Origin of the sequence: Pseudoclavibacter sp. Marseille-Q434 (genome assembly GCF_050315415.1) — a bacterium.
Taxonomy (GTDB): Bacteria; Actinomycetota; Actinomycetes; order Actinomycetales; family Microbacteriaceae; genus Pseudoclavibacter.
In genome coordinates this window covers 422,717-434,672 of the sequence record NZ_JBNPQH010000002.1, presented here as the reverse complement: position 1 = coordinate 434,672, position 11,956 = coordinate 422,717, and the positions used below count along the sequence as shown (strand labels likewise).

The following is an 11,956-nucleotide window of genomic DNA, read 5'->3' as shown; positions in this document are numbered from 1 at the left end:
ATGCTCTCAGGATGCGAGGCGTACCGTCGTTGCGTGAGCGTGCACATCCGCAGCATCGGCACCGCAGTGCCCCCGACCGAGCTGCCGCAGACCCAGGCCCGTGACCTGTTCGCAGGTCAGCCAGGCATCAACCGCCTCGGTGCCCGCCTCATCGGCGCAGCATTCGACGGCTCGGCGATCGACCGCAGGCACACGGTCGTGGATGCGCTCGCGGGCGGAGAGGCCTCAGCGCTCGTCGCCGACGGCCAGGTCCTCGACGCGTCCACCGGCGCTCGCAACCAGCTCTACGCGGAGCGTGTCCCCGAGCTGCTGCTCGGCGCCGCCCGTGCCGCACTCGACGGCAGCGGCCTCGACGCGAGCGACATCACGCATGTCGTCACCGTCTCCTGCACCGGCTTCTACGCGCCCGGCCCCGACTACGAGATCGTGCGCAGCCTCGGCCTGTCTCCTCGCGTGCAGCGCTTCCACCTCGGCTTCATGGGCTGCTACGGTGCCTTCCCGGCACTCCGGGCAGCGGATGCATTCGCCCGCGCCGACCCGAACGCGGTTGTGCTCATCGTGTGCGTCGAGTTGTGCACCATCCACCTGACGAGCTCCAACGACCCCGAGCAGATCGTCGCGACCTCCGTCTTCGCCGACGGGGCCGCTGCCGCGCTCGTGACCGCGCGTCCCGCGCCGGCCGGCGCGAGCATCCTGACCATCGATGCCCTCGAGAGCACCATCACCGACGAGGGCGAGTCGGAGATGGCGTGGACCATCGGCGACAGCGGGTTCCGGATGCGCCTCTCCGGGTACGTGCCAAGCATCATCGGCGCCTCCATCGGCGACGTCGTCGAGCCGCTTCTCGCGCCGACCGTGCCGTCGGAGACGCCGCTGTGGGCGATCCACCCCGGCGGGCGGAGCATCCTCGACAAGGTCGAGCAGTCGCTCGGGCTCACCGAGGCGCAGCTCGCCCCGTCGCGCGGCGTGCTGCGCGACTACGGCAACATGTCGAGCGCGACCGTGCTGTTCATCCTCGAGCGACTCCTCAGCGACGGTGCCGACGACACCTACCTCGAAGGGGCCGGCGAGGCGCTCTGCGCGATGGCGTTCGGACCCGGTCTGACGGTCGAGGTCGGGCGGTTCACGCGGATGCGCGCGTGAGCGTCGCGACCTGGGCAGAGGCCGGCCGCGCTGCGGTCCGCGACGTCGTCTTCGCCGCAGTCGCGCAGGGCGGGCCCGGGCTGTGAGGCCTCCCACGCTCCCGTCGCTTCGTCCCCTGCCGCGCGACACGACCTCGCTCGAGCTCATGGACGACCCCGACTGCGACCGCGACCACCTCTTCGCGACATATGCCCAGTTCCGCGCAGTGAACGCGCTCGTCGCAGGGTGGCGGCGCGTGTACCTGCGGGACGTGCGGCCCGTGCTCGACCGGCGGCGCGCATCCAGGCTGCTGGACATCGGCTTCGGGGGCGGCGATATCCCGCTCGCCCTCGCCCGGTGGGCGGCGCGCGACGGGCTCCGGCTCGAGGTCACCGCCATCGACCCGGACGAGCGGGCGCACGAGTTCGTCGAGACGCGCGGGCTCACGCGGCGCGGCGTCGACTTCCGGGCGGCGTCGAGCGGCGAGCTCGTGGCGGCGGGGGAGCGGTTCGACATCGTCACGTCCAACCACCTGCTGCACCACCTCGACTCGGACACGCTCAACAGCCTGCTCGCCGACAGCGCGGCCCTCGCCCCGCTCGCCCTGCACAGTGACATCGAGCGCGGGCGCCTCGCGCTCGCGGCGTTCGACGTCGCGACGAAACCCCTCGACCGCGGGTCGTTTGTGCACTACGACGGGACGCTGTCCATCCGCCGCAGCTACACGGCCCCCGAGCTGCGAGACGCCGTCCCGGAAGGCTGGCTCGTGCGACGCCAGTTCCCGTACCGGCTGCTCCTGACCCGAGACGAGACGCTCACGCCGCAACGGTGAGCGGATGCTCGTCCCGCGTTGAGCTCCTGGTTCCGGCTCCTCCAGTCTCTTGCACCGGCTCCAGCTGTCTTACGCACGGCTCCTCCAGCCTCTTGCACGGCTCCAGCCTTCGCTTCAGGCCGCCGGTGTAGTTTCGGCGTCGTGAATGTGCCCCCGCTGCTGGTCGCCGCGACGACGAGCTACGCCGCCAACTGCGCGCTCGGCGCCGGGGTGGCGACCGGGGTCGTGCGGACTGGACGCTGGCACTGGATCCACCACGCTCTCTACATCTGCACGTCCGCGCTGACACTCGCCGCAGGCGTCGCGCTGCTCACGAGCCGCGACGAGGGCCGCCGCCGCGCCGGAAAGCTGCTGCTGCCGACCGCGGTGCCGCTCGCCGCGATCCCCTTCGCTGGCACCCACTCGCGGCGCCACCCGTCGCTCGCCCTCACCGCGGCGCCCTTCTACGCGCTCGCGGTGCGCGCATCCACGCGCCGCTGACACCTGCAAGTCAGACAACCCTTCTTGGCCTTGTCCTGGCGATCGCTGCCAGCCGAATCGCCCTTCAAGGCGAGTGCTCGAGGGCCATTTCCCTGGCAGTGATCGCTCGGCATACGTTTCAGGCGGATACGACAGACTCAGCGCATGGAATTCCTCGACGTTCTGCGACGCCGCAAGACCACGAACGGCCCCTTCCTTCCCGATCCCGTCAGCGAGGAGCACCAGCGCCTCCTCATGGAGGTCGCCGGTCGCGCGCCCTCGCAGCTGAACAGCCAGCCGTGGCGGTTCGTGGTCGTCGAGGCGCGCGAGACGATCGAGGCGATCGCGAGCATCAGCGGCGAGAGCATGACGACCGCCATGAGCAACGGCACCTTCTTCGAGCGCTACAAGCCGTACTTCCGCTTCAGCAAGGAGGAGATGGAGCAGCGGCGCGACGGGATGCTGTTCGACAAGCTCCCCGCGCCCCTGCGGCCGTTCACGAGTCAGGTCTTCACGAAGCGAGGCCAGTTCCTCATGAACTCCCTGCGCGTGCCCAACACGCTCGGCGAGGAGAACCGGAAGCTCGTCGCCGGATCCCCACTGCTCCTCGGCGTCATGCTCGACCGTTCCGAGTACCGGCCGGGGGAGCTGTCGTCGTTCTACTCGGTCTTCAGCATGGGCGCGGCTATGGAGAACATCTGGCTCACCACCGGCGAGATCGGCATGGGCATCCAGTTCGTGTCGTTCCCCATGGAGGTGCCCGGCCAGTGGGACAAGATCATCGACCTCCTGAAGGTGCCGGACGAGTTCGAGCTCATGGCCGTCTACCGCCTCGGCTACCTCCCCAAAGAGCAGCGCCGCCCCGCCATCGACTGGTCGTCGCACCAGCGCAAGCTGCCCTCGCAGTACGTCTTCCGCGACACCTGCGAGACCCCACAGCAGGGATGGGACGAAGGGCAGGCGAGCCACTAGCTCGGCCCCGCCACGAGCCTGCCGCAACTCCGTTTCGGGATGGGAACCTCGCTTCGTTGTGGGGAACTTGCCGCAACGAAGTGAGGTTCCCATCCTGAGGTCGGGGGCTGCGCGCGAGCGAGCGGATGCGCGGGGTCAGGACACCGCGTCTGTCACCTCGCGGGGTCAGGCGCGATTGAGTTCGCGAGGGCGGTCCGCGCGACTTCGCCCGACAGTACGAGTTCGGCCACGGCCTCCATCTCGGGGCTGAGGAAGCGGTCGGGGCCAGCGCCGGCGGAGACGGTGGCGACGAGATCACGGACGGCTGCGGTCGCGCGGCCGGGCTCGAGCGGGGCTCGCAGCTCCAGTGCCCTCGCGCCGGTGAGCACCTCGATGGCGAGCACCCGCCCGAGTCCGTCGAGGGCGCGGCGCAGCTTCCGCGCCGCGGCCCACCCCATCGACACGTGGTCCTCCTGCATCGCCGACGACGGGATCGAGTCGACGGATGCCGGCACCGCCAGCCGCTTCAGCTCAGACACGATGCCTGCAGCCGCGTACTGCGCGATCATGAGGCCGGAGTCGACGCCGACTTCGTGGGCGAGGAACGGCGGCAGCCCGCGGTTGCGGGCCGGGTCGAGGGCGCGGTCGGTGCGCCGCTCGGAGATGCTCGCCACGTCGGCGACCGCGATGGCGAGGAAGTCGAGCACGTACGCGACGGGCGCCCCGTGGAAGTTGCCGTTCGAGGCGACCCGGCCATCCACCGTCACGACGGGGTTGTCGACGGCGGATGCGAGCTCACGCGAGGCGATCAGCGCCGCGTGTGCGACCGTGTCGCGGGCCGCGCCGTGCACCTGCGGGGAGCAGCGCAGTGAGTAGGCGTCCTGCACTCGGCCGTCGTCCGCGCCGCGGTGGCTCGCGATGATGGGGGAGCCAGCGAGGAAGCGCCGCAGATTCGCGGCCGAGTCGCCCTGCCCGAGCTGAGGGCGCAGGGCCTGCAGATCAGCGGCGAAGACGGCGTCGGTTGCGAACTGGCTCTCGACCGACATCGCCGCCGCGACGTCCGCCGTCGTGAGCAGCATCTCGATGTCGTGGATGGCGAGCAGCAGCATCCCGAGCATCCCGTCCGTGCCGTTGATGAGCGCGAGGCCCTCCTTCTCGCGGAGCACGAGCGGCATGATGCCGGCCGCGACGAGCGCGTCCCGGGCATCCACCTCGGAGCCGGATGCGTCGCGCACCGTGCCCTCGCCCGTCGCGGCGAGGGCCAGGTGGGAGAGCGGGGCGAGGTCACCCGAGCAGCCGAGCGACCCGTACTCGCGCACGATCGGCGTGATGCCAGCGTTGAGCATCGCCGCGTACGTCTCGACCACGACGGGTCGCACGCCGGTCCGCCCGGTCGCGAGGGTCTGCAGGCGGAGCAGCTGCAGCGCGCGGATCACCTCGCGCTCCACCTCAGGGCCGGTGCCGGCCGCGTGCGACCGCACGAGGCTCGCCTGCAGCTGCACGCGCCGCTCGGGCGCGATGAACGTCGTCGCCAGCGCGCCGAAGCCCGTCGAGATGCCGTAGTGCGGGTTCGGATCGTCGGCGAGGCGCTCGATGAGCTCGCGAGAGTGGGCGACCTCGGCAAGCGCCGACGGTGCAACCTCGACGCGAGCGCCGTGACGCGCGACCGCGACGACCTCGGCTGGTTCGAGCGGGCGCACGCCGAGGACGACGGTCTCGGAGCTGACGGTGCTGCCGACGTCGTCGCGCGGCTCCTTGTGACCGGTGGCGGGTGCTGCTGTGCTCATGTGTCGATTCCACTCCACCCGTTGCGCAATATCTGCGCGGAGAGGACACTCAGTGTCTGTGATCTCAGACGATTGGCTCGGCGGCGGCGGCGACCGGAGACCTGCCGCGCAGTTGGCGGTCGGCTCGGTGTCCAACATCAGTGCAATATCCGCCATCTGGGGGCTCTTCGCGCTGTTCTGGCCGCTTTCTGCACTGATGTTGGACAGGTCTGCAGCGACTGCCACCGCGACGGGCGCCCCCAGGCCGATGTCCCGTCGTCGCCTGGCAGTGGCAACCGCGTGACCGAGGCCAGCGGCGAAGCATCCGTCGGCGCCCAGGTGCCGGCGGCCGATCAGACCCTCGCGATCCTCAGCTTCTTGAGCCACCAGCGTGGCCCCGTCGCGGCGAGCACCATCGCGACGCAGCTCGGTATTCCGCGGTCGACCGTCTACCACCTGCTGGCGACGCTCCTCGAGCGGCGCTTCGTCGTGCACCTCCGCGGTGAGCGCCGTTGGGGTCTCGGCACGGCTGCGTTCGAGCTCGCCGGCGGATACGCACGGCAGGAGCCCCTCGCCCGAGTCGGCCATCCGGTGGTCGCCGACCTCGTCGACCAGGTGGGGGAGAGCGCGCACCTCGCCGTGATGAGCGGCCGCGACGTGCTCTACATCGTCGACGAGCGCGCGCCGCGCCGCCCGGTGCTCGTCGCCGACGTGGGCGTGCGGCTGCCGGCGCACCTCACCGCATCCGGTCGCGCGATGCTCGCCGCGATGCCACAGAAGCAGGTGCGGGCGCTGTACCCGGACGCGTCGTCGTTCGCCGACCGCACGGGGCGCGGGCCGCGGCGTCCGCCCGAGCTGCGGGCTCTGCTGGACGCGATCCGCAGCGGCGCGCTCGCCTCGGAGAACGGTGAGGTGTCGGTCGGGATGCGCTCGGTGGGTATGGCGGTGCTCGACCATGCCGGTTGGCCGGCGGCCGCGATTGCCGTGACCTGGTCCGAGGAGCGTCCGCAGGACGAGATTCGACTGCGGACGCTCCTCGAGGGAGCTGCGGGGGAGATCGCCCGGCGAATCTTCGGGAAGTAGGCGCGCTTCGAACGCTCAGCTGAGGTGCGGCGGGTTGCTGGTGTCCGGCTCGTAGTCGGTGGTTCCGAGCGGATGCCGTCTGCGCTGCCTGGCGCCCTTGACCATCGTGACGGCGCCGTAGCCGCCGGCGAATCCTCCCACCCAGGTGAGCGCGTGCAGGTAGGCGGGGCCGCCCATGAGGTCGGCGACGAGGGCGATCACGCCGAGCGCGAGCCCCGCGACGAGGTATCCGAGGGCAAGGCCTTCTTGTCGAGTCATGTCCTTCTCCTTATGCCAGGCAAGCGAATGGGCTCACGGTGACGGTGTCGACCGCGTCGGTTGCGAGCGAGTATCCCTGCGGGAGCGTGAAGGTCGCCCCAAGCGTGCTGACGTCGCTGTCGTTGACGGTGAAGGTGACGACGACGTCATCCCCCACGGCGACGGGGGCGGGGAGCGTGACCGTGCCGAATCCCTGGAGCGGGTAGACCTGGCCGTTGGCGCGCACCTCGATCGACGTCGACGGTGCGCCGCCGTCGACAGCGAAGACGGTGCCGGTTGGGAAGCCCGCCGTGCCGGTCGTGGAGAAGCGAGCCGCCGGCGTGATCGTCTCGATCTGGCATTCGGCCTCGCCAGTGGAGGCGATCTGGGTTGTCGCGGATGCGCTCGCGGAAGGTGTCAGCGCGGCAACTGCGATGACGGGGGTCGTCCAGGCGGCGGCGAGGATGGAGCGCCGTTCGATGGCAGGCATGGGGGTCCTTTGAGAGGGGTGGGGGAGGTTGCCTGCGTTGGCTGGTGGCCAGCAGCGAACGGGAATGCTGGAGCCGAGTGCGAACGTCGGTGTCGCTGAGAGTAGGGCTCTTTTTTCGGGACGCCGCGACCCTTGTGCGGTGCTTCTCTTTTGCGCTAGGCGCACCCAGGAAGGCCGGCGCGTTCTGCGGGGGTGTGAGGATGGGCGCATGGCTCGCATCCTCATCACCGGTTCCACTGACGGTCTTGGCCGCGCGACGGCCGAGGCGCTGCTCGACCAGGGGCACGAGGTGATCGTGCACGCGCGCAACCCGGGGCGAGCGGACGCGGTGGCGACGCTGGTTCGGCGAGGCGCGGACGTCGTCGTCGCTGACCTCGCCGACCGCGAGGCGGTGCTGGATGCCACGCGCGAGCTGAACGACGGCGCGGCCATCGACGCGGTCATTCACAATGCTGGAGTTCTCTCGGGCCCCAGCCTCCTGCCGGTCAACGTGGTCGCGCCCTACCTCTTCACCGCGCTGCTGAGCACCCCGACCCGGCACGTCTACCTGAGCAGCAGCATGCACCGAGACGGCAGAGCGACGCTCGACGGACTCGACTGGACGGGTGAATCAGTGTCTGCGAGCTACTCCGACACGAAGCTGCTCGTCGCGGCCTTCTCGGCCGCGGTCGCAGAGCGATGGGCTCCTCGCGTGCTCGCGAACTCCGTCGACCCCGGCTGGGTGGCGACGAAGATGGGCGGCGCCGGGGCGCCAGACGACTTCGACCTGGGGCATGAGACTCAGGAGCGCCTCGCGGCCGACCCCGAACTGCAGGTCACGGGCGCCTACTGGCATCACGGCGCGCAGCAGCATCCCGCGAGCGGAGTGCGCGACCCGGAGTTCCGTGCACGCCTCCTCGAGGAGCTCGCATCCGTCACCGGCGTCGCGCTCACTGAACGCTGACGCGCACCCCGGCCTGACGGGCACTCCGCCTGCCGCGCACGCGCGCGAACGCGGGCCACGCGCATCCACCAGGAAAGGAGGACCTGGTGGATGCGCGGGGCCCGCGCAGATCTCGGTCGTGCGGATCTCACGTCGCCGCTGGAGACACGGCGACGTCGTTCGGTGCGCTCTAGCCGCGGCCCTGCACGGCGTACGGGTTGAGGATGGCCTCTTCCGTGCCGGGGAGGATGCCTTCTTCGGTGGCGGTGGGGTGGCCAGCGTCCGGCGGGAACGACTCGGTCATGGAGAGCGGCATGGCGCCGTTGCGGTAGAGGTTGTTGGAACCGGTGGACGGCTTCCAGTCGTTGGGCTCCCAGTCGGGCACGTAGTTGCGGTAGCCGCCGGTGTTGACCTCGATGCGCATGCCGCTGGGGTCGCGGAGGTAGAGGAAGCTCTGCTCGCCGATGCCGTGGATGGAGGGTCCGTACTCGATGGGGACGTTGTTCTCCATGAGCACGTCGGCGCCCTGGAGGAGCTCCTCGCGGGTGTCGACCCAGTACGCGTAGTGGTTGATGCGGCCGGGGCGCGACGAGCTGTCGAGGACAACCCCGAGGTCGTGCGACTTCTCGTTCGTGGTGAGCACGGAGAAGACCGTGACGGGGTGGTCGTCGAGCACCGTGTAGGCCATGATGCGGAAGCCGAGGACCTCGTTGTACCACTTCGCGAAGCCGCGCACGTCGGAGGCGGCGACGGTGACGTGGTCGAGCTGGCGGGGGCCGACGGCGTGCTTCGACCGCTTCTCGGGGCGGTCGGGGAAGACGGAGGCGTGCTCGGCGTCTGCCTGGTACTTCTCGACGTCCCAGTAGAGCTCCATGGTGTGGCCGTATGGCCCGGTGAAGGTGTACGACTTGCCGTGGCCGACGCTCCGGTCAGCCCACTCGCCCTGCACGCCCGCTGCTTCGACGCGCTTGGCGGCCTCGTCGAGTGCTTCGGCGCTGGAGGTGCGCCATCCCATGATGTTGAGGGCGGCTTCGGGGCCCTCGGCGATGACGAGGCTGTACGTGTAGTAGTCGCCCCACGAGCGCAGGTAGACCTTGCCGTCTTCGCGAGCGACGACGCGCAGGCCGAACTCTTCTTCGTAGAACTTCACCGAGGCTGCGACGTCTGGCGTTGCGATCTCGATGTGCGAGAGGTGGGAGAGCAGTTTGATCATCGTCGATCCTTTTCGTCTGGTGCAGTGCGTCTGTGGCGGTTCTCGGCCGCGGTGTGCGCGTGCCGTCTTGGGCACATGACAACTTTCGTCTCGAACCCACATATCAGGGAAGCTGAACTTCATGATGCCGAGCATCATCGATGTGGATGTTCTGCTCGCGGCTACCATTGCGGCATGTCCGGTGGCGGTGGTGACGAGCGCAGTGTCGCGCAGAAGCTGTTCGCGATCGCCGAGGCGTTCTCCGCGCGGGAGGAGCTGACGCTCACGCAGATCGCGGCCGCGGCGAACCTGCCGGTGTCGACGGCGCACCGCATGCTCGCATCCTGGACCGAGTGGGGCGGCCTCGAGCGCACGGATGCCGGCGCCTACCGCGTGGGCATCAAGCTGTGGCGCCTCGGTGCGCGGCGCACGACTGCGGAGCGGCTCCGCGCGATCGCCCGGCCCTACTTGGAGGACCTCCTCGAGTCGACGGAGGAGAACGTGCACATCGCGGTGCGGGATGGTCTCGGTGCTGTGTACCTCGAACGAATCTCGAGCCCGAACGCGGTGCGCGTCATCTCCGACGTCGGCGCGCGTCTGCCCCTGCACGCCACGGGGGTCGGGCTCGTGCTGCTCGCGCATTCACCGCTCGAGGTCTTCGACGAGGTGGTCGCGTCGAAACCGCGCCAGTACCTGCCGAACACGATGACCGACCCGAAGGCGCTGCGACGTCGGCTCGCGGAGATCCGCGCGACGGGTCTCTCGAAATCTGTCGAGGAGATGACGCCGGGGGCGTTCTCGATGGCCGCCCCGGTGGTGGATGCGCACGGCGAGGTCGTCGCGGCGGTCTCGATCATCGCGCACGTCGAGCGCCTCGCGGAGCCGCAGTTCGCGCTCGGGGTGCGGATGGCGGCGCGCGGGATCTCGGGTGCACTGGGGCGCTGAGGTGATGAGGCGCGTGGATGGGCCCGGTTGCCCCGGGTGTTTCATGCCAGAGTGTCGCACCTGATACCGGATTGCGGGATTCCGTAGGTTAAGCAACATCGTTGCCGTACTGTCAGCCATGCCCGCACTTCGCGCGCTCGCCGCCCTTGTGCGGCACGAGGAGGCCTTCATGGCAAATCCCACCCTTCCATCGAACTCCGCCCCCCGCAGAGCTCGAATCCCTCTCCTGGCTGCAACCGGCAGCGTGCTCGCCGTGCTCGCCTTCGTGCCCGCGCTGCTGCAAGCCAACTCCGCGCAAGCCATCGGCACTGCAGTGGACCTCGGCACCGCGTCGAGCTTCTCGGTGCTCGGCGGCGCATCCGTCTCCAACACCGGTGACAGCATCCTCTCTGGCGACCTCGGTGTTGCCCCGGGGAGCGCCATCACCGGGTTCCCGCCCGGCATCGTGCTCGGCGAGACGCGGCCCCTCGAGGATGCCGCCGCCGCTCAGTCGGATGCCGCGATCGCGTACAACGCGCTCACCAGCCAGGCGTCCGACGCTCCGATCGCCGCGGACCTCGGCGGCCAGACCCTCGTGGCCGGCGTCTACAAGGCCGACACCTCGGCCGGGTTGACCGGCACGGTGACCCTCGATGCCGAAGGCGACCCGAACGCGGTCTTCATCTTCCAGATCGGTTCGACCCTGACCACCGCGCCGAACAGCACCGTCGCCCTCGTCAACGGTGCGCAGGCGTGCAACGTCTTCTGGCAGGTCGGGAGCTCCGCGACGCTCGACACGGACACGACCTTCGTCGGCACCATCATCGCGCTCGCATCCGTCACGGTGAACACCGACTCGACCATCGCGGGCCGTGCCATCGCACGATCCGGATCCGTCACTCTGGACGACAACACGTTCACGCCCGCGCTCTGCGCGCCGCCGACCGAGACCGAGCAGCCGACGGTCCCGCCGACGGAGACTGAAACCGAGCAGCCGACGGTCCCGCCGACGGAGACTGAGCAGCCGACGGTGCCGCCGACGGAGACTGAGCAGCCGACGGTGCCGCCGACGGAGACTGAGCAGCCGACGGTGCCGCCGACGGAGACGGAGCAGCCGACGGTGCCGCCGACGGAGACGGAGCAGCCGACGGTCCCGCCGACGGAGACGGAGCAGCCGACGGTTCCTCCGACGGAGACCGAGCAGCCGACGGTTCCTCCGACGGAGACTGAGCAGCCGACGGTTCCTCCGACGGAGACGGAGCAGCCCACGGTTCCTCCGACGGAGACGGAGCAGCCGACGGTTCCGCCGACGGAGACTGAGCAGCCCACGGTCCCTCCGACGGAGACGGAGCAGCCCACGGTCCCTCCGACGGAGACGGAGCAGCCGACGGTTCCGCCGACTGGGACCGAGCAGCCGACCGCATCCCCGACGACAACCTCGAGCTCATCCCCGACGACAACGCCCAGCGTGGCTCCCGGCCCGGTGAAGACGACTTCGCCGGAGCTCGCGACCACCGGTGCCGCTGACTTCAACCCGTGGATGGCGTTCGGAGTCGGGACGCTGCTTCTCGGAGGCGCCCTGAGCCTTCTGGCGCTGCGCCGGAAGAACACGGCGTAGACCGGATCCATGCTGAAGAGCCGCCGCACCCTCCACGGGGTGCGGCGGTTTGCGTTGTCCCCGGACGTCTGGAGGATCTGTTGCTGATCGGATGCCAGGTTCGAGCGTCCGTCCTCGCGCTCGCGCGGCCAGGCTCCTTGTGGCGGGCAATGAATGTAGCTAGGCTAACTACATGACTTCCGCGACCCCCACCACCACGCCCGAGAAGTCCACCGCGCTGTCGTCCTCGGACACGTACTGGGACTCCTACCAGCAGCGGACGCTACCCAAGGAGTTCCTCGCCCTCTGCGCGATCGGGGCGACGCTCAGCGTCGGCTTCCTCGCCGCGGTCTCCGCCTTCCTCTGAGCCCGGACTGGTTC

General features: G+C 69.8%; 13 protein-coding genes. 9 read left to right on the top strand and 4 right to left on the bottom strand.

Features of this window, described 5'->3' with window-relative positions; translation table 11 throughout:
• Positions 1 to 33 precede the first annotated feature (33 nt).
• From ACQFZP_RS08980 to ACQFZP_RS08965, 4 genes are all read left to right on the top strand, one after another.
• A complete protein-coding gene (locus ACQFZP_RS08980; protein WP_211891099.1) occupies positions 34 to 1,143 on the top strand; it encodes a type III polyketide synthase in 1,110 nt (369 codons plus the stop codon).
• A gap of 82 nt (positions 1,144 to 1,225) precedes the next feature.
• A complete protein-coding gene (locus ACQFZP_RS08975) occupies positions 1,226 to 1,954 on the top strand; it encodes a class I SAM-dependent methyltransferase (protein WP_307852800.1) in 729 nt (242 codons plus the stop codon).
• 141 nt (positions 1,955 to 2,095) lie between these two features.
• Positions 2,096 to 2,434, top strand: coding sequence for a hypothetical protein (locus tag ACQFZP_RS08970; protein ID WP_104310661.1), 339 nt, complete (start codon positions 2,096 to 2,098; stop codon positions 2,432 to 2,434).
• A gap of 144 nt (positions 2,435 to 2,578) precedes the next feature.
• On the top strand, positions 2,579 to 3,385 hold the full coding sequence (locus ACQFZP_RS08965) for a nitroreductase family protein (RefSeq protein WP_211891098.1): 807 nt from the start codon (positions 2,579 to 2,581) through the stop codon (positions 3,383 to 3,385).
• A 152-nt stretch (positions 3,386 to 3,537) separates the two neighbouring features.
• On the opposite strand, the gene hutH is transcribed toward ACQFZP_RS08965, so the two are convergent.
• The gene (hutH, locus tag ACQFZP_RS08960) at positions 3,538 to 5,151 is read right to left on the bottom strand and encodes a histidine ammonia-lyase (RefSeq protein WP_211891097.1); all 1,614 of its coding nucleotides are present in this window, start codon (positions 5,149 to 5,151) and stop codon (positions 3,538 to 3,540) included.
• Positions 5,152 to 5,430: 279 nt separating this feature from the next.
• Between hutH and ACQFZP_RS08955 the strand changes: the two genes are divergently transcribed.
• Positions 5,431 to 6,213 (top strand): IclR family transcriptional regulator, encoded by a 783-nt coding sequence (locus ACQFZP_RS08955; protein ID WP_307852799.1) that lies wholly within the window; start codon positions 5,431 to 5,433, stop codon positions 6,211 to 6,213.
• Between the two features lie 15 nt (positions 6,214 to 6,228).
• Here ACQFZP_RS08955 and ACQFZP_RS08950 read toward each other — a convergent pair whose 3' ends face one another.
• Together ACQFZP_RS08950 and ACQFZP_RS08945 are read right to left on the bottom strand one after the other, a co-directional pair.
• Positions 6,229 to 6,471 carry a hypothetical protein gene (locus tag ACQFZP_RS08950; protein ID WP_211891096.1) on the bottom strand — a complete coding sequence of 81 codons (243 nt, stop codon included), beginning with the start codon at positions 6,469 to 6,471 and terminating at the stop codon, positions 6,229 to 6,231.
• Positions 6,472 to 6,481: 10 nt separating this feature from the next.
• Entirely contained in the window at positions 6,482 to 6,940 is a 459-nt protein-coding gene (locus ACQFZP_RS08945; RefSeq protein ID WP_211891095.1) for a hypothetical protein, read from the bottom strand.
• A 208-nt stretch (positions 6,941 to 7,148) separates the two neighbouring features.
• Here ACQFZP_RS08945 and ACQFZP_RS08940 point away from each other — a divergent pair, with 208 nt between their 5' ends.
• Positions 7,149 to 7,883 carry an SDR family NAD(P)-dependent oxidoreductase gene (locus ACQFZP_RS08940; protein ID WP_211891094.1) on the top strand — a complete coding sequence of 245 codons (735 nt, stop codon included), beginning with the start codon at positions 7,149 to 7,151 and terminating at the stop codon, positions 7,881 to 7,883.
• A 169-nt stretch (positions 7,884 to 8,052) separates the two neighbouring features.
• Here ACQFZP_RS08940 and ACQFZP_RS08935 read toward each other — a convergent pair whose 3' ends face one another.
• Entirely contained in the window at positions 8,053 to 9,075 is a 1,023-nt protein-coding gene (locus tag ACQFZP_RS08935; RefSeq protein WP_211891093.1) for a VOC family protein, read from the bottom strand.
• A 174-nt stretch (positions 9,076 to 9,249) separates the two neighbouring features.
• Here ACQFZP_RS08935 and ACQFZP_RS08930 point away from each other — a divergent pair, with 174 nt between their 5' ends.
• From ACQFZP_RS08930 to ACQFZP_RS08920, 3 genes are all read left to right on the top strand, one after another.
• Positions 9,250 to 9,999: an IclR family transcriptional regulator gene (locus tag ACQFZP_RS08930; protein ID WP_181026883.1), complete on the top strand. Its 750-nt coding sequence runs from the start codon at positions 9,250 to 9,252 to the stop codon at positions 9,997 to 9,999.
• Between the two features lie 169 nt (positions 10,000 to 10,168).
• Positions 10,169 to 11,596 (top strand): ice-binding family protein, encoded by a 1,428-nt coding sequence (locus ACQFZP_RS08925; protein ID WP_211891092.1) that lies wholly within the window; start codon positions 10,169 to 10,171, stop codon positions 11,594 to 11,596.
• A 172-nt stretch (positions 11,597 to 11,768) separates the two neighbouring features.
• Entirely contained in the window at positions 11,769 to 11,942 is a 174-nt protein-coding gene (locus ACQFZP_RS08920) for a hypothetical protein (RefSeq protein WP_181028462.1), read from the top strand.
• Positions 11,943 to 11,956 lie beyond the last annotated feature (14 nt).